This window comes from Azotobacter vinelandii CA, from assembly GCF_000380335.1.
GTDB classification, from domain to species: Bacteria; Pseudomonadota; Gammaproteobacteria; order Pseudomonadales; family Pseudomonadaceae; genus Azotobacter; species Azotobacter vinelandii.
Genome location: NC_021149.1, coordinates 691,579 through 711,992 on the forward strand (window position 1 = coordinate 691,579; position 20,414 = coordinate 711,992).

A 20,414-nucleotide genomic window follows, 5' to 3' on the forward strand; every position below is an offset into this window, starting at 1 on the left:
TTCCTCCGATCTGCACTGTGAGGGAGCCCTGCGCGGGACAAGCCCCGGCGCGCAGGGCACCGCCGTTCGCTATTGGCCGGCGGCCTTGTCGGTGGGTTCGGCGATCAGTTTCTTCAACTCGTCGCTCATCGGGAAGTGGAGGTTCAGGCCCTTGGGTGGGATCGGCTGGAGAAACCACTTGTCGTAGATGGCGTTGATCTCGCCGGACTCGAAGGTCGCGGTCAGGGCGCCGTCGACCGCCTTCTTGAAGGCCGGGTCGTCCTTGCGCAGCATGCAGCCGTAGATCTCGTAGGACTGCGGCGTGCCGACCACGGTCCAGTCGTCGGGCTTCCTGGCCTTGGCCATTTCGCCGTAGAGCAGCGCGTCATCCATCATGAAGGCCACCGCGCGGCCGGATTCGAGCATGAGGAAGGCTTCGCCGTGATCCTTGGCGGCGATGATGTTCATGCCCATCTGCCGCTCGACGTTCATGGCCTTGAGCAGGCGCTCGGAAGTGGTGCCGGCGGTGGTCACCACGTTCTTGCCCTTGAGGTCGGGGAAGTCGGCGATGCCCGAGGTCTTTCTGGTCAGCAGGCGGGTGCCGACCTCGAAGATACCCACCGAGAAGGCCACCTGCTGTTGGCGTTCCTGATTGTTGGTGGTGGAGCCGCACTCCAGGTCGACGGTGCCGTTCTGTACCAGCGGAATGCGCGTCTGCGAGGTGACCAGGGTGTAGCGCACCTTGAGTTCGGGCAGGCCGAGTTGCTGCTTGAGCGCTTCGACCACCTTCAACTGCAGGTCGTGGGAGTAGCCGATCGGCTGGCGCGAGGCGCCGCCCAGGTAGGAGAAGGGAATGGAGGCGTCGCGGTGACCAAGGGTGATGGTACCGGTGTCCTTGATCTTCTTCAGGGTGCCGGTGAGTTCTTCCGCGGCGAAGGCCGTGCCGGACGACAGGGCGACGGCCAGGGCGCTGCCCAGCAGGCAGGAGGCGATACGCATGAGTGTTTCCTCTACTCGTTGTTTTGACTGAGGGCGGTAGCCCGATCCCTCGGGGAGGCTCTACCGCACTGGCCTCAAGTCTAAAGGCAGAATGCGTGCCAGTTGGGCAAAATGCCCGATTTTCTTTTATCCACATGATTCGAAAGGGATTTTTCAGGGCCGGTGAAACGGGCGAAACCTGTAGTCGCGGGGCTGGGCCGCACCTGCCTCACGGAGCGCCGCCGGCCCTTCGCCCGAGGCGGCGTCCCGGGCCGGGCAGGCGCAGGGCCAGCAGGAGCAGGGCCCAGGCGCAATACAGCAGCCACTGGCCGATATCCGAGCGGACGATCCACAGCATGTGCAGCAGTGCCAGGCCGAGAGCCGCGTAGACCAGGCGGTGCAGTTGCTTCCAGCGCCGGCCCAGGCGGCGCATGCTGAAGCGGTTCGAGGTGAGGGCGAGCGGCAGCAGGCTGCACCAGGCCAGCGCGCCGACCAGGATGTAGGGGCGCTTTTGCAGCTCGGTACCGAGCTGGGCGAAATCCAGTCCCAGGACGAAGACCAGGTAGGCCAGAAGGTGCAGGCAGGCATAGGCGAAGCACCACAGGCCGAGCTGGCGGCGCACCTGCCCCCAGCCGCTCCAGTGCGTCGCCCGTTGCAGCGGCGTCAGGCTCAGGGTCAGCAGCAGCAGGATCAGCGCGCCCTGGCCGAGGCGTTCGAGCAGCACCTTGCCCGGGTCCGGGCCGAGGGCGAAGATCCAGGCCTGGTACAGCCAGACGGGCGGCGGCAACAGGGCCGCGACGAATACGGCGCAGCGCCAGAGCGGATGTTTCATCAGTAGTCCTTGGTCAGGTCCATGCCGGCGTAGAGGCCGGCGACTTCCTCGGCATAGCCGTTGAACGGCAGGGTATCGCGCAGGTTGGGACTGAACAGGCTGCCCGGCAGGCGCCGTTCGCGTTTCTGGCTCCAGCGCGGGTGGTCTACGGCGGGATTGACGTTGGCGTAGAAGCCGTACTCCTCGGGTGCCCGGTTCTGCCAACTGGTGTAGGGCTGGCGTTCGGTCAGGCTGATGCGCACGATCGATTTGATGCTCTTGAAACCGTACTTCCAGGGTACGACCAGCCGCAGCGGCGCGCCGTTCTGGTTGGGCAGCACGCGACCGTACATGCCCACCGCCAGGAGGGTCAGCGGGTGCATCGCCTCGTCCAGCCGCAGGCCCTCGCGGTACGGCCAGTCGAGCAGGGCGAAGCGCGAGCGCTGGCCCGGCATGTGCTCGGGATCGACCAGCGTCTCGAAGGCCACGTACCTGGCGTTGCCGGTAGGCTCGGCGCGCTTGAGCAACTCGGCGAGGGGGAAGCCCAGCCAGGGGATCACCATCGACCAGGCCTCCACGCAGCGCAGCCGGTAGATGCGCTCCTCCAGTGCGTGCGGGCGGACCAGATCTTCCAGGGCGTACCGGCCCGGCTTGCCGACCTCGCCGTCGATCCGCACGCTCCAGGGTTCGGTGGGCAGCCGGCCGGCGTTCGCCGCCGGATCGCCCTTGTCCGGGCCGAACTCGTAGAAGTTGTTGTAGTGGCTGGCATCCTGGAACGGGGTGAGCGCATCGCCCGGCGCCTCGACCGCCTGCCAGCGGGTATCCGGCAGCTTCTCGGTGAACCAGGCGGGCGGGCGGCCCGGTTCGACGCCGGCGTAGCGCTGGCTTTCGGCGCGGGACCGGGCGGGCAGGACGGCGGCGCCCAGCGCCACGGCCCCGGCGCCGAGAAAGCGTCGGCGCGACAGGTAGACGGACTCCGGGGTGATCTCGGAGGACGGGCAGTGCGAGCGGGGTGGGATCTGGATCAGCATGGTCGTTTCTCGAACGGCGGCGGTCGACGGTACCCATGGCGGCCCTCCGGCGCGCGGGGGCGGCACGCAAGGCTAGACTTTACGGCAGGACAGGGAGGAAAGCTCATGCGGATCGGGGACAACGTGTATGTGGTGAGCGGCGGGAGTTCCGGACTGGGCGCGGCGACGGCGCGGTTGATCGTCGAGCGCGGCGGCCGGGTGGTGCTGGCCGACATCGACCGCGAGGCCGGCGTCGCGCTGGCTGCGGAACTGGGCGAGCGGGCGCGTTTCGTGGAAACCGACGTGGCCCGCGCCGACAGCGCCCACGCCTGCTTCGAGGCCGCCGTCGGCATGGGACCTCTGCGCGGCCTGGTGAACTGCGCCGGTATCGCCCCGGCGGAGAAGCTGGTCGGGCGCGCGGGGCCGCATGCCCTGGAAACCTTCGCCCGTACCCTGGAGATCAACCTGCTGGGCAGCTTCAACATGATCCGCCTGGCCGCCGCGATCATGCGCGAGACGGAGCCGGATGCCGCTGGCGAGCGCGGGGTGATCGTCAATACCGCCTCGGTGGCGGCCTTCGAGGGGCAGATCGGCCAGGCCGCCTATGCCGCCTCCAAGGGCGGCGTGGTGGCGATGACCCTGCCGCTGGCCCGGGAATTGTGCCAGCACGGCATCCGCGTCATGTGCATCGCGCCCGGGGTCATGGAAACCCCCATGCTGCTGGGCATGCCGGCCGAGGTGCAGGCGTCGCTGGGCCGGATGGTGCCCTTCCCGCCACGGCTGGGGCGGCCCGGGGAGTTCGCCGCGCTGGTGGAGCACATCTTCGCCAACCCGTACCTAAACGGCGAGGTCATCCGCCTGGATGGCGCCATCCGCATGGCCGCCCGCTAGGGCGCTCCCTTCTTTCGTCAATAACCGCCAGCGAGGACGTCACATGTCCCAGGATCCGGTTGTCATCGTTTCCGCCGCGCGCACGCCGCTCGGCGCGTTCCAGGGCGAACTCTCCGGGCTGAGCGCGCCGCGGCTGGGCGGCGTCGCCGTGCGCGCGGCGCTGCAGCGGGCCGGCCTTCCCGGCGAGCGGGTGCAGGAACTGATCCTCGGCTGCGTGCTGCCGGCCGGGCTCGGCCAGGCGCCGGCCCGCCAGGCGGCGATCGAGGCAGGTTTGCCGCTGTCGGTCGGCTGCACCACGGTCAACAAGGTGTGCGGCTCCGGGATGAAGGCCGCCATGCTGGCCCATGACCTGCTGCTCGCCGGCAGCGCCGAGGTCGTGCTGGCCGGCGGCATGGAGTCGATGAGCAACGCCCCCTACCTGCTGCCCGGCGCGCGCGGCGGCTACCGGCTCGGGCATCGGCAGGCGCTCGACCACATGTTCTTCGACGGTCTGGAGGATGCCTACTTCGACCGGGGCCGGCTGATGGGCACCTTCGCCGAGGATTGCGCGGCCAGCCACGGCTTCGGCCGCGAGGAGCAGGACACCTGGGCCATCGCCTCGACGAGCCGCGCCCGGGCGGCCATCGAGTCCGGTGCCTTCGCCTGGGAAATCGCCCCGGTGAGCCTCTCCGGCCGCCACGGCGAGGTACTGATCGAGCACGATGAACAGCCGCCGAAGGCACGTCTGGAGCGGATTCCCGAACTCAAGCCGGCCTTTCGCGAGGGCGGTACGGTGACGCCGGCCAACTCCAGCTCGATTTCCGACGGCGCCGCCGCACTGCTGCTGATGCGCCGCTCCACGGCCGGACGGCTCGGACTCGCGCCCCTGGCGACCGTTGTCGGCCATGCCAGCCATGCCCATGAGCCGCGGCTGTTTCCGACCGCGCCGGTCGGCGCGATGCGAAAACTGCTGGAGCGGCTCGGCTGGTCGGTCGGCGACGTCGACCTGTGGGAAATCAACGAGGCCTTCGCGGTGGTGACCCTGGCGGCGATCCGCGATCTTAGGCTCGATCCGGCACGGGTCAACGTCCATGGCGGCGCCTGCGCCCTGGGACATCCGATCGGCGCGTCCGGGGCGCGTATCCTGGTTACCCTGCTGGGCGCCCTGCGCCGCGGCGGCGGACGGCGTGGCGTCGCCAGCCTGTGCATCGGCGGTGGCGAGGCGACGGCGATGGCGGTGGAGATGGCCTGACAGGCGGGAGGACACTCCCGCCTGGAACGGTCAGTGTTGCTGGCGGCCGCCTCCGTGGCTGTTGCGGCCTCCCTTGCGGCCGGCCTCGGAGGCTTTTTTCGGGTCGTTGGCGAAATTGCCGCCGCTGTTGTGCCCACCCTTGCGGCCGGCTGCGGCGGCCCGTTCGGGGTCGTTGGCGAAGTTTCCGGGATTGGCGTGTTTGGGCATGGCCTTTCTCCTCGCGAGCTGGTGGAGTGCGCAGTCCGGACAAGCGTCTGGCTGCACAGTTACTGAGAGAAGCCTATAGGCAGAGTTCCGGTTTTTCCGGCGAAGGGGCGGGCAGTGGATGGACGGTAGGGGCCTGCTCGACAGGCGGTAGCCGGACAGCCGCTCGTCGGCGGGCTCGATGGCGGGAATAGGCCGGCGAAGGCCGTTCCCGCCTGAGAGCGTGAAAACGGCCGGACAGGGAAGGAAAGGCTATTTGCTCAGGCGCCAGGTGCGCCGTGGCTTGTTGGAGCGCGACAGGCGCCAGTCGCCCCGGGCGCGCGGCAGGGCGGCCTCCTCCGGCAGGTCTTCGCAGCTATGGATTTCCAGCCCCGGTTCGAGATGCTTCTTGGGGTCGAGCACGGTGTTCTTTTTCATTTTGTTCACCTGTAGATACCCATGGATCGGCGGCGCCTGGGCGCATTCGTTAGCTGACTCTTGTTTTCCTGTTTAGCTGGCGGAGCCCCGGCTGTCAAAGCGGGGCCGACCGGCAGGGACGACGCTCGGCTCGGGGATGGGCGTCCGGTCGAGGATGGCGCGTGGCGGGAGGGCGGGCTGCCCAGGCCGAGGTCCGGGAGCTGGCCGGCGAAGGCGCCAGCGCCTGCGAGCCGGCGCCGTTTCGGCGATCGGCGGGCTCGGGGGCTGGCAGGGTGCGGATCAGATCAATAGCTTTGCAGCTCCTCGCGCAGGCGGGCCAACTGGCCGTCCAGTTCGGTGGCGTAGGGTTCGAGCAGGTACTCGATGGTGGCGGCGCCTTCCGGATTGGCTAGCGACCGCAAGCGCGCGCACTGGCGGGCTGCGGGGTCCTCGCCGATCTGCCGCTCCAGCAGCAGGACGTCGTGGCTGTACTGCGCCAGGGTCAGTGCGGACTGGCCGCCCGGGCTGAGCAGCAGGGCCGCCTGGCCGAGGCCGGCGAGCTTGTCGCCGCGCGCGAGGCCGAGCTGCAATTGCAGGCTGGCGTCGCCGGCGGCCTCGAGCTCCAACTCGGATTTCAGCGAACGCAGCAGTTCGGCGCAACAGATGGCACCGGCCAGGTAGTCGTCGCCGCACTCGCGGCGATGGAACAGCAGCAGGCCGCCGTCCTCGTCGAGCGGGTGCAGTTCGCCACCGTAGAACGCCGCAGCCTGCTCCAGGCTGTCGCGATAGCGCCGGCGCAGTTCCGCCAGCCGTTCGCGGGACAGGTTGCGCAACTGGTCCAGGGGGCCGAGCTGGATGGCCAGCACAGCGCTCTCGCGGGCCTGACGGTGCGAGGCGGACGCGGGGGCGACGTCTTCGTCGAAGTCCACGCCGAAGCCGGGCTCGTCGCCGGCATCCGGGACCAGCCGGCGCAGCGGCGGGGCCTCGTCGTCCAGGTCGTCGATATCGGCGTGCAAGCCGGACAGGGGATGCGACGAGGACTCCGCCCTGGCGTTCGTCGCGCCGAGTCTCGAGGCGTCGGGCACCGCCACGTTGCGCTTCGCCGGCTCGGGCGTGGCGAAGGGTGGCACCGCCGTGTGGGACATGGGGCGTGAGACCGGCTTCCCGGCGGACGTCCTGGCCGTGGAAGGCGCATCGGACAGGTCGAGCGACAGCTCGTCGTCCTCGAGTCCGTCGGGCGCTGGGCGGGACGCCCGCTCGGGGGCGAGACGGGTTCGCAACTGGCGGGCCAGGTCGCCGATCTCGTCCTGGCGTTCGGCGCCGGGGGGCTGGTCGTCCGGCTCGCGCAGCCAGACGCGCAACTGCAGCAGCGGCGTGGAGATGCCGTAGCCCAGGCGCAGGCCGAGAATCAGCGTCAGCAGCAGCAGGCCCAGGCCGAGCAGGCCCATGTTGCGCAGGCCGATGATGAAGGGCTCGCGGAACTGCGGCATGTTCAGGACGATGCGCAGGTGACCGGTCACACTGTCCTGGAAGGTGATGGGCCGGGCGTGGAGGCTGGGATCGCCTTCCGGCGGCATCCGCGGCGGACGGTTGCCGGCTTCGGCGAGCAGGTGGTTGTCCGCGTTGTAGACGGCCGCGTGGGCGACCAGCGGGTTCTTCGTCAAGTTGCCCAGCAGCACGTTGAGGCTGAGGATGTCGTTGGCCACCAACAGGTGGCTGGCCGCGGCGCTGGTCTGGGTGGTCAGCGTCTGGCCGAGGGCATCGGCCTGCTCGTGCATGGTCTGGCGGACCTGCAGGCCGACCAGCCAGGAATAGAGGGCCAGGGCCAGGATCACCAGCACCAGGCTGTGGCTGACGATACGCAGGGAGACTGGGACGCGCCGCTGGCACAAGGCGCGGAACAGCAGGACGAAGAAGTTTTCGGGCTTGGCGGAGGCTGGCCGGGTCACTGATCGCGGCTCGTGAAAAATTCGGGTGGGCAGTATACGGAATGCCGGGGGCGCGCAGTAAGGCTTGACGGGGGGAAACCGCCCGGCGGGGTACGTTCGGCGGAGTGGGCGGCCGGCCGGGAAGCGCCCGGTGCGGCGGGCCCTGCTAGAATGCCGCCTTCTTTGCCATGGGAGACGGCGCCTTGCGCGAAATTGTCCTGATCAACCTCACCGGGCCGGATCGTCCCGGCCTGACCGCGTCCGTCACCGGCGCGCTGGCCCGCTGCGGGGCGGGCATCCTCGACATCGGCCAGGCGGTCGTCCACGACACCCTGTCGTTCGGCATCCTGGTCGAGGTCCCGGCCGGGAGCGAACTGTCGATCCTGCAGAAGGAACTGCTGTTCGTCGCCCACGGGCTCGGGCAGCAGGTGCGTTTCACCTCCGTTTCCGAAGCCGAGTACGCGGCCTGGGTCGCCGACCAGGGCAAGCCGCGCTACATCGTCACCCTGATGACGCGCCGGGTGAGCGCCGCGCAACTGGAACGGGTCAGTGCGATCACCGCCCGCCACGGCCTGGAAATCGAGCAGATCGACCGTCTGTCCGGACGTCTGCCCCTGGACACGCCGGAGGCGCGCAGCAAGGGCTGCATCGAGTTCTCGGTGCGTGGCGAGCCGGCCGATCCGGCGGCGCTGCGCGCGGAATTCCTGTTGACGGCCCAGGAGCTCAACGTCGACATCGGCTTCCAGCTCGACACGCTGTTCCGGCGTATCCGCCGTCTGGCGGTGTTCGACATGGATTCGACGCTGATCGAGGCGGAGGTGATCGACGAGTTGGCCAAGGCTGCCGGCATCGGCGACAAGGTCGCGGCCATCACCGAGCGGGCGATGCGCGGCGAGCTGGACTTCCGCGCCAGCTTCAAGGAGCGCCTGGCGCTGCTCAAGGGGTTGCCGGAGGAGGTGCTGGAGGAGATCGGCGCCTCGCTGCGCCTGACCGAGGGTGCCGAGGTGCTATTCGCCGAGCTCAGGCGCCTGGGCTACAAGACGGCGATCCTCTCCGGCGGTTTCTCCTACTTCGCCCGCCAGGTGCAGGCCAGGCTGGGCATCGACTACGTGTTCGCCAACGAACTGGAAATCGTCGACGGCAAGGTCACCGGGGTGGCTGTCGAGCCGATCGTCGACGGTCAGCGCAAGGCCGACCTGCTGCGCCAACTGGCCGAGCGGGAGGGCCTGTCGCTGGAGCAGACCATCGCCGTCGGCGACGGCGCCAACGACCTGCCGATGCTCGGCCTGGCCGGCCTCGGCGTGGCCTTCCGCGCCAAGCCGCTGGTCAGGCAGTCGGCCAGGCAGGCGATTTCCAACCTCGGCCTGGACGGCATCCTCTACCTGCTCGGCTATCGCGACCGCGACGGCATCCGTTAGAGCCTGTCCACGATCTGCTGCGCGTTGGCCCTGCTGCGTTGAAAACAGGCTCGGAATGCTCATTTACCCTGCGTAAACTCCGCTTCCTCGCCTGTTTTTGCCTTGCATGCCCTTAGCTCGCGAGATCGTGAACAGGCTCTTAGGTAGGTCAGGGCTTGATCGCCACCTTGAGCACGCCGTCGCGCTGGTGGGCGAACAGGTCGTAGGCGGCCTCGATGTCGTCCAGCCGGTACTGGTGGGTGACCAGCGGCTTGAGGTCGACGCGCCCCGAGGCGACCACGTTGAGCAGGCGGCGCATGCGTTCCTTGCCGCCGGGGCACAGCGAGGTGACGATGCGGTTGTCGCCGAGACCGGCGTGGAAGGCGCCGAGGGGAATAGTCAGGTCGCTGGAGTAGACGCCCAGGCTGGACAGGGCGCCGCCCGGCTTGAGCACGCGCAGGGCGCTCTCGAAGGTCGACTGCAGGCCCAGCGCCTCGATCGAGGCGTCCACCCCGCGCCCGCCGGTCAGCCGGAGGATCTCGTCCACCACGTCCACCTTGCGGAAGTTCAGGGTGACGTCGGCGCCGAGGCGCCGGGCGATCTCCAGGCGTTCGTCGACGCCGTCGATGGCGATGATGGTGCTGGCGCCGCGCAGCTTGGCGCCGGCGGTGGCGCACAGGCCGATCGGGCCCTGGGCGAACACCGCGACGATGTCGCCGATCCGGATGTTCGCCGCCTCGGCGCCGGCGAAGCCGGTGGACATGATGTCCGGGCACATCAGCACTTCCTCGTCGCTCAGGCCGTCCGGCACCGGCGCCAGGTTGGCCTGGGCGTCGGGCACCAGCACGTATTCGGCCTGGGTACCGTCGATGCTGTTGCCGAAGCGCCAGCCGCCCATCGGCTTGTAGCCGTGGCAGGCGCAGCCGCCGTCCTGGGACGGGTAGCCATCCTGGCAGGCATAGGAGGTGAAGCTCGGGCAGATGGCGCCGGCGATGACCCGCTGGCCTTCGCTGTAGCCCTTCACGTTGCTGCCGAGCTTCTCGACGATGCCCACCGGCTCGTGGCCGATGGTCAGGCCCGAGGCCACCGGGTATTCGCCCTTGAGGATGTGCACGTCGGTGCCGCAGATGGTGGTCGTGGTGATGCGCACCAGGGCGTCGTCCGGTCCGACGTCGGGGATGGGCTTGTCCTGCAGTTCGATGCGGCCGGGCTCGACGAACATGGCGGCTTTCATCATGGGCATGGCGGTCTCCTTTTCCGGGCGGGCGATGTTGGCAGTCTAGGCGCATGTCGCGAGCCGCGACCCGGACCCAGGTCAACCTTCGGGAAGGGACCGGCATGGCATGTCAGCCCGGCCGCGCTACGCCTCGCGCGGGAACTCGTGGTCCGGCGCCCGCAGGTAATGCCCCTGGACGTAGCTGACCCCGGCCTGCCAGGGGGCGCCAGTGCGCCGGCGCTGCCGATGCCCGGCACCATGCTCGGCTTGCCCCTGGCATGCAGCTCGCCCGGAGCAGGGCCTCGGGGCTTTCCCGGGCCGCCTCGCCGGCGAGGGTAGCGGTCGGGGAACCTTGAGGTAGTCCACCGGCAGGTGGCGAAGCGTGTTGAAGAGACCGGACGCGCGGCCGAAATGGAGCGGCAGCGTGCCCTCGCCGTGGCCGCAGCCGTAGTTCTTCAGGACGCCACGGATGCCGCTCGCTCAGACGGATGCCTGGCCGATCGCCTGGCCCATGCGCAGTTCTCCGAGGGGGGCGAGCCCGTCGCGCCAGCGTACCCGGTCCGCTCCGAACAGGAGGATGACCGTCGAGCCGAGTCTGAAGCGCCCGAGTTCCGCACCCTTGTCCAGGCGGACCGGCGGATGCGTCGCCTCGTCGTAGCGCCAGCGCTTGATCTGGCGGGGCGGCGGGGTGACCACCCCGGCCCAGACCGTCTCGATGCTGGCGACGATCATGGCGCCGACCAACACCACGGCCATGGGGCCGCACTCGGTATCGAACAGGCAGACCAGGCGCTCGTTGCGGGCGAACAGCTCGGGGACGTTCTCCGCGGTGAGGCGATTCACCGAGTACAGCTTACCCGGTACATGGATCATCTCGCGCAGGGTGCCGGCCAGCGGCATGTGCACGCGGTGATAGTCCCTGGGCGACAGATAAACGGTGGCGAAGTTGCCGCCCTGGAAGGACGCGGCGCTGGCCGTGTCGCCGCCGAGCAGTTCCTGCACGCTGAAGCTGTGGCCCTTGGCCTGGAAGACACGGCCCTGCTCGATGCTCCCGAGCTGGCTGACGGCGCCGTCGGCCGGGCTGAGGATGGCGCCGGGCGTCGGGTCGAGAGGGCGGGCGTCCGCCTTCAGGGCGCGGGTGAAGAAGGCGTTGAAATGCTCGTAGGCGGTCGGCTCCTCGATCAGCGCCTGGCCCATGTCGACCTGGAAATGGCGGGCGAAGGCCTTGATCAGGCTGTTCTTGACCCAGGGAACGCGGCATTCGGCGAGCCGGCCGGCCGCGCGCGACAGCAGGTGGTGGGGCAGCAGGTGCTGGCCGAGGAGGAACAGACGGTCTTTCATCGGGTTTCCTTAAAGCTCCACCGGCGTGTCCGGATGGTTGCCCCATTCGCCCCAGGAACCGGCGTAGCCCTTGACCCGCGGGTAGCCGAGGGCCTTGGCGATCAGGTAGGTCAGGCCGGAGCGGTGATGGGTCTGGCAGTGGGTGACGATTTCCTTGTCCGGGGTGATGCCCAGTTCCTCCAGGCGTCCGGCGATATCGGTACGGATGCGCAGGGCGCGGCTCGGGTCCATGGCGGCGGTCCATTCGAAGTTGACCGCGCCGGGGATGTGCCCGCCCTTCGCGGCGAGCACCTTCTCGCCGCGGTACTCCTGGGGCGAGCGGGCGTCCCAGATGGCCAGGTCGGCGGCGCCGAGCCGGCCCAGCAGGTAGTCGCGGCTGGCGGTCGGCTCGTCGTGCAGGCTGAGTGCGACGGGGCCGCCGGCCGGCGCCGGGAGTTCCCGGGACAGTGGCCGGTCCTCGGCCAGCCAGGCGGTGAGGCCGCCGTTCAGGTAGTGGTAGCGCTGCTGGCCGATGACGTCGAGCAGCCAGATGAAGCGCCCGGCCCAGCCGCCGCCCTCGTCGTCGTAGACCACGTAGACCGCCTCCGGGCGGTGGCCGAGTTCGCCGAACAGGCTTTCCAGTTGTTCCCTGGGCGGCTGCAGGCCGGGCGCCGGCGGCTGGCCGAGCTGGGTACGCTTGGGGTCGACGAAACGCGCGCCGGGAATGTGTCCCTCGGCGTAGCGGGCGGCACTGGTCAGGTCGACCAGGATCAACTCGGGCGCCGACAGGCGAGCCTGCAGATCGGCCGGCTCGATGACCAGCGGCAGCGAAGCGAAATCGTCCATGGCATGGCTCCAGGCAGGGTTGAGGAGGGAGAATTGTAAGACAAAGGCGGTTTTCAGTATTCGGGCTCGGGCAGGCTGGCGAGGATATGCCGGTAGCTGGCCATGCGCTGCGGCTGGATGCGGCCTTCGTCGAGGGCCTTGAGCAGCGCGCAGCCGGGTTCGCGGTCGTGCCGGCAGTCGCGGAAGCGGCAATGGCCGAGCAGGTCGCGGAACTCGATGAAGCCGGCCTCGACATCCGCGCGTCTGACGTGGCCGAGGCTGAACTCGCGGATGCCGGGCGAGTCGATCAGTTCGCCGCCGCCGGGAAAATGGAACAGCCGGGCGGTGGTGGTGGTGTGCATGCCCTTGCCGGTCTGTTCCGAGAGGGCGCCGACGCGGGTGTCGACCCCGGGCAGCAGACTGTTGACCAGCGACGACTTGCCCACCCCGGACTGGCCGACGAAGACGCTGACATGACCGTCCAGCGCCGCCTGCAGTTCCTGCATGCCGGCGCCCTGGCGGGCCGAGACCTCCAGCAGGGGGTAGCCGAGACGCTGGTAGGTGGCGAGCAGGGCGTCGAGGCCGGCGGCGTTTTCCTCGTTCACCAGGTCGGCCTTGTTCAGCAGCAGCAGCGGGCGGATGCCGGCGTGCTCGGCGGCGACCAGGTAGCGGTCGATGAGGTTGGCATGGGGCTCGGGCAGCGGGGCGAAGACGATGACGATCCGGTCGACGTTGGCCGCCACCGGCTTGAGCTGGCCGCGCATGTCCGGCCGGCACAGTTCGCTGCGCCGCGGCAGTTGCGCGACGATCACCCCGCCCCCCTGGTTGCCGGCGCGCCAGACCACCCGGTCGCCGGTGACCAGTGCCGGCAGGTTGGCGCGCAGGTGGCAGCGGCAGACCTGTCCGGCCAGCTCGCCGTCCTCGGCCTCGACCTCCACCTGGACGCCGAAGTGGGCGATCACCAGGCCGTTCTGCTCGGGGCCGAGGTCGCCGCCCTCCAGTTCTTCCACGGCGCGTGACTCGCGCTTGGCGGCGCGGGCGGCACGTTCTTCCTGGATCTTTTCGATGCGCCAGCTCTGGCGGCGGGTCAGTTGGCGTTTGGCCATGGCTCGGGAGGTCGGGTGGCTGGGGGCGGCGAGTTTAGCATGGGCCGGCCCTGCTAAACTGCGGCAAAGCCACGGAGTATAGCCATGCAGAACCCGCAGAATCTGATCTGGATCGACCTGGAAATGACCGGTCTGAATCCGGAAAGGGACGTCATCATCGAGATGGCGACCATCGTCACCGACAGCGAGCTGAACATCCTGGCCGAGGGACCGGTGATCGCCGTGCACCAGAGCGACGAGATCCTCGCCGGCATGGACGAGTGGAACACCCGCCAGCATGGCCGCTCCGGCCTGACCCAGCGGGTCCGTGACAGCCGCATCGATACCGCGACGGCCGAGGCCCGGACCCTGGCCTTCCTCGAACAGTGGGTACCCAGGGGCAAGTCGCCGATGTGCGGCAACAGCATCTGTCAGGATCGGCGTTTCCTCGCCCGCTACATGCCGGGCCTGGAGGCCTGGTTCCACTACCGCCACGTGGATGTCTCGACCCTCAAGGAGCTGGCCGGACGCTGGGCGCCGCAGGTGCGCGACAGCTTCAAGAAGAGCGCCGCCCACCTGGCGCTGGACGACATCCGCGAATCCATCGCCGAACTGTGCCATTATCGCGAGCATTTCATCAAGTATTGAGGGTCGAGGGGCGGGTCAATCCCGACCGTGCCGGCGCAGCGCCCAGAGCACGTGCTCGCGCACCAGCGCCGAGGGATGCTCGCGGCGCGCCTCGAGCGCCTCGAGCACCGGGATGGTCGAGGGGGCGTTGCCCAGGCCGACCGCCAGGTTGCGCAGCCAGCGCTCGTAGCCGGCACGGCGCAGCGGCGAGCCCTCGCTGCGGGCGAGGAATTCGGCCTCGCTCCAGAGGAAAAGGGCGGCCAGTTCGGCGTTGTCCAGGCCGTGGCGCGGCTGGAAGTCGCCTTCCCGCGTGGGGCGGGCGAAGCGGTTCCAGGGGCAGACCAACTGGCAATCGTCGCAGCCGAACACCCGGTTGCCGACCAGCGGACGCAGCTCCTCGGGGATCGAGCCCTTCAACTCGATGGTCAGATAGGAGATGCAGCGCCGGGCGTCCAGCAGCCTGGGGCCGACGAAGGCGCCGGTCGGACAACTGTCCAGGCAGGCCGAGCAGCGCCCGCAGTGCTCGCCGACATGGGGGGCGTCGGTGGGCAGGGGCAGGTCGACGTACAGCTCGCCGAGGAAGAACCAACTGCCGGCCTTCTTGTTGAGCAGCAGGGTGTTCTTGCCGATCCAGCCCAGCCCGGCCTGCTCGGCGAGGGCCTTTTCCAGCACCGGGGCGCTGTCGACGAAGGCGCGATGGCCGAACGGGCCGATTTCTCCCTGGATGCGTTCGGCCAGGTGTTGCAGGCGCTTGCGGATCAGCTTGTGGTAGTCGCGGCCGAGGGCGTAGCGGGACAGGTAGGCCTTTTCCGGTGCGGCGAGGCGTTCGGCCATCCGGGTATCGGCCGGCAGGTAGTCCATGCGCAGCGAGATCGCCCGCAGGGTGCCGGGCACCAGTTCGGCCGGACGCGAACGCTTGTCGCCGTGGGCGGCCATGTAGTCCATCTCGCCCTGGTAGCCGGCCGCCAGCCAGCGCCGCAGGTGGGCTTCGTGCCGGCTCAGCTCGATGCCGGCGATGCCGACCTGCTGGAAGCCCAGTTCGCGGCCCCAGTCCTTGATCGACTGGGCGAGGCGGACGAGGTCGGGGGTGTTGGCGGACATGCTGAAGAAAACCTGTGTTAGATGCGATAATTCTGCCAGACCCCGGAGCCGATCGACGCATGCCAGACATCCAGGAAAATTTGCCGCTTCCCCTTTACAGCGCCGCCCAGGTGCGCGAACTCGACGCACGTCTGATCGCCGCCGGCACCCCCGGCTTCGAACTGATGCGGCGTGCCGCCCATGCCGCCTGGCGGGCCCTGCGCCGGCGCTGGCCCCGGGCCGGCGCCGCGACGGTGTTCGCCGGGCGCGGCAACAATGCCGGCGACGGCTATCTGGTCGCCACGCTGGCGCAGCGCGCCGGCTGGCGCGTGCGGGTACTGGCCGTGGGCGACCCGCAGCAGTTGCAGGGCGATGCGGCCCTGGCCCGGGACGAGGCCCGGCAGGCCGGGGTGGCGATCGAGCCCTGGAGCGAATGCGCGGCGCTGGACGGCGTGCTGGTCGACGCGCTGCTCGGCACCGGCCTCGGCGGTGCGGTGCGCGAGCCCTACGCCCAGGCGATCCGCCAGATCAACGCCAGCGGCCTGCCGGTGCTGGCGGTGGACATTCCTTCCGGGCTCAGCGCCGACACCGGTTGCGCGTTGGGCGTGGCGGTACGCGCCGGGCTGACGGTGACCTTCATCGGCCTCAAGCTGGGGCTGTTCACCGGCGAGGCGCCGGACCACGTCGGTACTCTGGTGTTCGACGACCTGGCGGCCGATCCGCACATCGTCGCCGCGCAGCCGGTCAGTGCCCGGCGGCTGGCGGTCGGCGGCGTGGCCTGTCTGGCGCCACGGCCGCGTACCGCGCACAAGGGGCATTTCGGCCATGTGCTGGTGGTCGGCGGCGACCTCGGTCTCGGCGGCGCGGCGCTGCTCAGCGCGGAGAGCGCCCTGCGCGCCGGCGCGGGACTGGTCAGCCTGGCGACCCGCGACGTGCACGTGCCGGCGGCGCTGGCTCGGCGGCCGGAGTTGATGAGCCGCGGCGTCGAGTCGGCCAATCAGGCATTGGCGCTGATGACCCGGGCCGACGTGCTGGTGGTCGGGCCGGGACTCGGACAGGAAGCCTGGGGGCGCAGCCTGCTGTCGGCGGCGGCCGGCCTCGACCGGCCACAGGTGTGGGACGCCGACGCGCTGAACCTGCTCGCCGCCGGCGCGGTGGGCGCACCCGCGCGGGGCGTGCTGACGCCCCATCCCGGCGAGGCCGCGCGTCTGCTGGGCAGCGACATCGGTACGGTGCAGGCCGACCGGCCGGCGGCGGCCGTCGCCCTGGCGCGGCGCCATGGCACGGTGGTCGTTCTCAAGGGCGCCGGCAGCCTGGTGGCCGATCCGCAGGGGCGTCTGGCGCTGTGCGACCACGGTCACCCGGCGATGGCCGGGGCGGGGCTCGGCGATGTTCTCGCCGGGCTGGTCGGCGCCCTGCTGGCCCAGGGGCTGGAGCCTTTCGAGGCGGCTTCGCTGGCGGTCTGGCTGCATGCCCGGGCGGGCGAGCGACTGGGCGCGCAGGGCCGCGGGCTGGTGGCGAGCGATCTGTTCCCGGCGATCCGCCAGTTGCTGGAGGAGCATTCGCCGTGCCTCCCGGACTGAGCCTCTTCGCCGCCGACGAGGCGGCCCAACTGGCCCTTGGCGAGCGCCTCGGCGCACTCACCGGGGGGCGCGGGACCATCTTCCTGCACGGCGACCTCGGCGCCGGCAAGACCACCCTGTCGCGTGGCATCCTGCGCGGCCTGGGGCATGCCGGGGCGGTGAAGAGTCCGACCTTCACCCTGGTCGAGCCTTACCGGATCGGTGAGCGGCAGGCCTACCACTTCGACCTGTATCGCCTGGCCGATCCGGAAGAGCTTGAATTTCTTGGCATTCGTGACTATTTCGAGGGCGATGCGCTGTGCCTGGTCGAGTGGCCGCAGCGTGGCTCGGGCTTTTTGCCGAAGCCGGACCTCGACATCACCATTACCCCGCAAGCGGGAGGCCGCACCTTGCGCCTGTCGCCCCATGGCGCACGGGGCGAGGCCTGGTGCGCCTCTCTGGCTCAGGAGAACTAGAACATATGTGGGCTATTCCCATGCGCGCCTGGGCTAGCGTCGTCGGCCTGCTGCTCGCCGCCCTGGCCGTCGATGCCCTGGCCGCTGCGGAGGTACGTGGCGTGCGCCTGTGGCGGGCTCCGGACAACACCCGCCTGGTCTTCGATCTGAGCGGCCAGGTGCAGCACAGCGTCTTCACCCTGACCGCACCGCACCGGATCGTCATCGACGTCAGTGGCGCCCAGTTGCGCACCCAACTGGACAAGCTCGCCCTGGGCAACACCCCGATCAGCGGCCTGCGCGCGGCGCAGCGGACGCCGAACGACCTGCGCCTGGTCCTTGATCTGTCCAAGGCGGTGGTGCCCAAGAGTTTCACCCTTGCGCCCAACCAGCAGTACGGCCATCGCTTGGTGCTCGATCTCTTCGACCAGGAACCGGCCGCAGCTCCCGAGTTGCCGCCGACGCGCGTCGCGAGCGCTCGGACGGTACCGCTGCCGGCGCCGGTGGTGACGCCGACCAAGCCGGCGGCGAAGGCGACCACGCCGCTGCCCAGGGGCAAGCGCGACATCGTGGTCGCCATCGACGCCGGCCACGGCGGCGAGGACCCCGGCGCGATCGGCCCGCAGGGGGCGCAGGAAAAGCATGTCGTGCTGGCCATCGCCCGCGAGTTGCAGCGCCAGATCAACGCCGAGAAGGGCTTTCGCGCCGAACTGGTGCGTACCGGCGACTATTTCATCCCGCTGCGCCGGCGTACCGAGATCGCCCGCAAGAAGGGCGCCGACCTGTTCGTCTCCATCCATGCCGACGCCGCGCCGCGCTCGTCGGCCTTCGGTGCCTCGGTCTACGCCCTGTCCGATCGCGGCGCGACTTCGGAAACGGCACGCTGGCTGGCCGATAGCGAGAACCGCTCGGACCTGATCGGCGGCGCCGGCAGCGTCAGTCTGGAAGACAAGGACCGCATGCTCGCCGGCGTCCTGCTCGATCTGTCGATGACCGCTTCGCTGTCCTCCAGTCTGAACATCGGCCAAAAGGTATTGAGCAACATGGGGCGGATCACCCCGCTGCACAAGGAACGGGTGGAACAGGCCGGCTTCATGGTGCTGAAGTCGCCGGACATCCCGTCGATCCTGGTGGAGACCGGGTTCATCTCCAACCCCGGCGAGTCCGAGAAACTGCAGACCCGCAGTCACCAGCAGGCGCTGGCGCGCGCCATCCATGGCGGGGTGCGCCAGTTCTTCCACCAGAGTCCGCCGCCGGGCACCTATATCGCCTGGCTGCGCGACTCCGGGAAGATCGCCCGCGGGCGGCAGGAGCATGTGGTCGCCTCCGGCGAAACCCTGGCGCTGATCGCCGAGCGCTATCAGGTCGACATGGTGGCGCTGCGTCGGGCCAACAGCCTGAAGAACGACGACCTGAAGATCGGCCAGGTCCTCGACATCCCGGCCGCCACCCTGGCGGGGCAGCCATGAGCGGCCCGGCGCGCATCCAACTGCTGAGCCTGCGGCTGGCCAACCAGATCGCCGCCGGCGAAGTGGTCGAGCGGCCGGCCTCGGTGGCCAAGGAGCTTTTGGAGAACAGCCTGGACGCCGGCGCGCGGCGCGTCGACATCGAGGTGGAGCAGGGCGGCGTCAAGCTGTTGCGGGTGCGCGACGACGGCTGCGGCATCGCCGCCGACGACCTGCCGCTGGCCCTGGCCCGCCACGCCACCAGCAAGATCCGCGAACTGGAGGATCTCGAGCGGGTGGCGAGCCTGGGCTTTCGCGGCGAGGCGCTGGCCTCGATCGGCTCGGTGGCGCGCCTGACCCTGACTTCGCGTACCGCCGATGCCGGGCAGGCCTGGCAGGTGGAAACCGAGGGGCGCGACATGGAGGCGCGGGTGCAGCCGGCGGCCTACCCGGTCGGCACCTCTGTCGAGGTGCGCGACCTGTTCTTCAATACGCCGGCGCGGCGCAAGTTCCTGCGCGCGGAGAAGACCGAATTCGAGCACCTCCAGGAGGTCGTCAGGCGCCTGGCCCTGGCGCGCTTCGACGTGGCCTTCCACCTGCGCCACAATGGCCGCAGCGCGCTGGCCCTGCACGAGGCCGGCGACGAGACGGCGCGGGCGCGGCGGGTGGCGGCGGTCTGCGGGCCGGCCTTCCTGGAGCAGGCGCTGCCCATCGAGGTCGAGCGGGCCGGCCTGCGCCTGTGGGGCTGGGTCGGCCTGCCGACCTTCTCGCGCAGCCAGGCCGATCTGCAGTATTTCTACGTCAACGGCCGCATGGTGCGCGACAAGCTGGTCGCCCACGCGGTGCGCCAGGCCTATCGCGACGTGCTGTTCAACGGTCGGCATCCGACCTTCGTGCTGTTCCTCGAGGTCGATCCGGCGGTGGTGGATGTCAACGTGCACCCGACCAAGCACGAGGTGCGTTTCCGCGACAGCCGCATGATCCACGACTTCCTCTACGGGACCCTGCATCGTGTCCTGGGCGAGGTGCGTCCCGAGGATCGTCTGGCGGCGCCTGCTGCCGTGGCGCCGCCGGCGCCAGCTTCCGGGGCCGCCGCCGGCGAGTTCCGTGGACAGGAGGAGATGCCGCTGTCCGCTACCCCGCCCGCGCGCGAGCCTGCCAGGCCGGCGGCCTGGAAAGGCGCGGGCGCCGGCTATCAGGCTCCTTCGCCGCGCCCGGCGCGTTCCGCCGAGGCCGGCGGGGTGTATCGCGAGTTCTTCGCACCGCTGGCCGAGCCGCGGACCGAGCCCGCGACCCGGACGGGAGAGGAGAGCGGTATTTCGTCGGGCGATACCTCGCTGGGCGACACCTCGCCGGGTGGCATTCCGCCGCTCGGCTATGCCCTGGCCCAGCTCAAGGGCATCTATATCCTCGCCGAGAATGCCCAAGGGCTGGTGCTGGTGGACATGCATGCGGCCCACGAGCGGATCACCTACGAGCGGCTGAAGACCGCGATGGCCAGCGAGGGGTTGCGCGGCCAGCCGCTGCTGGTGCCGGAAGGGCTGGCCCTGAGCCAGCGCGAGGCGGACTGCGCCGAGGAGCATGCCGAGTGGTTCCAGCGGCTGGGATTCGAGTTGCAGCGCCTCGGACCGGAAACGCTGGCGATCCGCCAGACACCGGCCCTGCTCCGGCAGGCCGAGGCGGGCCAACTGGTGCGCGACGTGCTGGCCGATCTCCTGGAGTACGGTAGCAGCGACCGCATCGAGGCCCATCTCAACGAACTGCTGGCGACCATGGCCTGCCATGGCTCCGTGCGCGCCAACCGGCGCCTGACCCTGCCGGAGATGAACGCCCTGTTGCGCGACATGGAGAGCACCGAGCGTAGCGGCCAGTGCAACCATGGGCGGCCGACCTGGACGCAATTGGGTATGGCCGACCTCGACAAGCTGTTCTTGCGCGGCCGTTGACCGGACGCGGCCGCTTGCGGCCCGTTGT

19 protein-coding genes are annotated in these 20,414 nt (G+C 69.7%); 8 read left to right on the forward strand and 11 right to left on the reverse strand.

The window, feature by feature from the left end; translation table 11 throughout:
• Positions 1-69 precede the first annotated feature (69 nt).
• From AVCA_RS03375 to msrP, 3 genes are all read right to left on the reverse strand, one after another.
• On the reverse strand, positions 70-978 hold the full coding sequence (locus tag AVCA_RS03375) for a glutamate/aspartate ABC transporter substrate-binding protein (protein WP_012699403.1): 909 nt from the start codon (positions 976-978) through the stop codon (positions 70-72).
• 208 nt (positions 979-1,186) lie between these two features.
• A complete protein-coding gene (msrQ, locus tag AVCA_RS03380) occupies positions 1,187-1,789 on the reverse strand; it encodes a protein-methionine-sulfoxide reductase heme-binding subunit MsrQ (RefSeq protein WP_012699405.1) in 603 nt (200 codons plus the stop codon).
• Positions 1,789-2,799 carry a protein-methionine-sulfoxide reductase catalytic subunit MsrP gene (gene msrP / locus AVCA_RS03385; protein ID WP_012699406.1) on the reverse strand — a complete coding sequence of 337 codons (1,011 nt, stop codon included), beginning with the start codon at positions 2,797-2,799 and terminating at the stop codon, positions 1,789-1,791. Before msrP ends, msrQ begins: the two co-directional genes overlap by 1 nt.
• 105 nt (positions 2,800-2,904) lie before the next feature.
• Between msrP and AVCA_RS03390 the strand changes: the two genes are divergently transcribed.
• Together AVCA_RS03390 and AVCA_RS03395 are read left to right on the forward strand one after the other, a co-directional pair.
• Positions 2,905-3,669 carry an SDR family NAD(P)-dependent oxidoreductase gene (locus AVCA_RS03390; protein ID WP_012699407.1) on the forward strand — a complete coding sequence of 255 codons (765 nt, stop codon included), beginning with the start codon at positions 2,905-2,907 and terminating at the stop codon, positions 3,667-3,669.
• A 43-nt stretch (positions 3,670-3,712) separates the two neighbouring features.
• The gene (locus AVCA_RS03395; protein WP_012699408.1) at positions 3,713-4,900 is read left to right on the forward strand and encodes an acetyl-CoA C-acyltransferase; all 1,188 of its coding nucleotides are present in this window, start codon (positions 3,713-3,715) and stop codon (positions 4,898-4,900) included.
• A gap of 30 nt (positions 4,901-4,930) precedes the next feature.
• On the opposite strand, the gene AVCA_RS03400 is transcribed toward AVCA_RS03395, so the two are convergent.
• The 3 genes from AVCA_RS03400 to AVCA_RS03405 form a co-directional block, all read right to left on the reverse strand.
• On the reverse strand, positions 4,931-5,107 hold the full coding sequence (locus AVCA_RS03400) for a con-10 family general stress protein (protein ID WP_012699409.1): 177 nt from the start codon (positions 5,105-5,107) through the stop codon (positions 4,931-4,933).
• A gap of 249 nt (positions 5,108-5,356) precedes the next feature.
• Positions 5,357-5,521, reverse strand: a complete 165-nt coding sequence (locus AVCA_RS26310; protein ID WP_175555895.1) for a hypothetical protein — start codon at positions 5,519-5,521, stop codon at positions 5,357-5,359.
• A gap of 284 nt (positions 5,522-5,805) precedes the next feature.
• The gene (locus AVCA_RS03405; RefSeq protein WP_012699411.1) at positions 5,806-7,449 is read right to left on the reverse strand and encodes an AhpA/YtjB family protein; all 1,644 of its coding nucleotides are present in this window, start codon (positions 7,447-7,449) and stop codon (positions 5,806-5,808) included.
• Between the two features lie 182 nt (positions 7,450-7,631).
• Here AVCA_RS03405 and serB point away from each other — a divergent pair, with 182 nt between their 5' ends.
• Positions 7,632-8,846 carry a phosphoserine phosphatase SerB gene (gene serB, locus AVCA_RS03410; RefSeq protein ID WP_012699412.1) on the forward strand — a complete coding sequence of 405 codons (1,215 nt, stop codon included), beginning with the start codon at positions 7,632-7,634 and terminating at the stop codon, positions 8,844-8,846.
• Between the two features lie 148 nt (positions 8,847-8,994).
• On the opposite strand, the gene AVCA_RS03415 is transcribed toward serB, so the two are convergent.
• From AVCA_RS03415 to rsgA, 4 genes are all read right to left on the reverse strand, one after another.
• Positions 8,995-10,068, reverse strand: a complete 1,074-nt coding sequence (locus AVCA_RS03415; protein ID WP_012699413.1) for an NAD(P)-dependent alcohol dehydrogenase — start codon at positions 10,066-10,068, stop codon at positions 8,995-8,997.
• 453 nt (positions 10,069-10,521) lie between these two features.
• Positions 10,522-11,382, reverse strand: a complete 861-nt coding sequence (gene asd / locus AVCA_RS03420; RefSeq protein WP_012699415.1) for an archaetidylserine decarboxylase — start codon at positions 11,380-11,382, stop codon at positions 10,522-10,524.
• Between the two features lie 9 nt (positions 11,383-11,391).
• Positions 11,392-12,207: a thiosulfate sulfurtransferase gene (locus AVCA_RS03425; protein ID WP_012699416.1), complete on the reverse strand. Its 816-nt coding sequence runs from the start codon at positions 12,205-12,207 to the stop codon at positions 11,392-11,394.
• A gap of 53 nt (positions 12,208-12,260) precedes the next feature.
• Complete coding sequence (gene rsgA, locus AVCA_RS03430; protein WP_012699417.1) at positions 12,261-13,292, reverse strand: small ribosomal subunit biogenesis GTPase RsgA; 1,032 nt, start codon at positions 13,290-13,292, stop codon at positions 12,261-12,263.
• 84 nt (positions 13,293-13,376) lie between these two features.
• Between rsgA and orn the strand changes: the two genes are divergently transcribed.
• On the forward strand, positions 13,377-13,919 hold the full coding sequence (orn, locus tag AVCA_RS03435) for an oligoribonuclease (protein WP_012699418.1): 543 nt from the start codon (positions 13,377-13,379) through the stop codon (positions 13,917-13,919).
• A gap of 15 nt (positions 13,920-13,934) precedes the next feature.
• On the opposite strand, the gene queG is transcribed toward orn, so the two are convergent.
• On the reverse strand, positions 13,935-14,999 hold the full coding sequence (gene queG / locus AVCA_RS03440) for a tRNA epoxyqueuosine(34) reductase QueG (RefSeq protein ID WP_012699419.1): 1,065 nt from the start codon (positions 14,997-14,999) through the stop codon (positions 13,935-13,937).
• A 59-nt stretch (positions 15,000-15,058) separates the two neighbouring features.
• On the opposite strand from queG, the gene AVCA_RS03445 reads away from it, so the two are divergent.
• From AVCA_RS03445 to mutL, 4 genes are read left to right on the forward strand one after another with little or no spacing between them, the layout of a single operon-like run.
• A complete protein-coding gene (locus AVCA_RS03445; protein WP_012699420.1) occupies positions 15,059-16,561 on the forward strand; it encodes a bifunctional ADP-dependent NAD(P)H-hydrate dehydratase/NAD(P)H-hydrate epimerase in 1,503 nt (500 codons plus the stop codon).
• Positions 16,546-17,016 carry a tRNA (adenosine(37)-N6)-threonylcarbamoyltransferase complex ATPase subunit type 1 TsaE gene (gene tsaE / locus AVCA_RS03450; RefSeq protein WP_012699421.1) on the forward strand — a complete coding sequence of 157 codons (471 nt, stop codon included), beginning with the start codon at positions 16,546-16,548 and terminating at the stop codon, positions 17,014-17,016. Before AVCA_RS03445 ends, tsaE begins: the two co-directional genes overlap by 16 nt.
• Before the next feature lie 20 nt (positions 17,017-17,036).
• Complete coding sequence (locus tag AVCA_RS03455) at positions 17,037-18,464, forward strand: N-acetylmuramoyl-L-alanine amidase (protein WP_012699422.1); 1,428 nt, start codon at positions 17,037-17,039, stop codon at positions 18,462-18,464.
• Positions 18,461-20,386: a DNA mismatch repair endonuclease MutL gene (mutL, locus tag AVCA_RS03460; RefSeq protein ID WP_012699423.1), complete on the forward strand. Its 1,926-nt coding sequence runs from the start codon at positions 18,461-18,463 to the stop codon at positions 20,384-20,386. Before AVCA_RS03455 ends, mutL begins: the two co-directional genes overlap by 4 nt.
• Positions 20,387-20,414 lie beyond the last annotated feature (28 nt).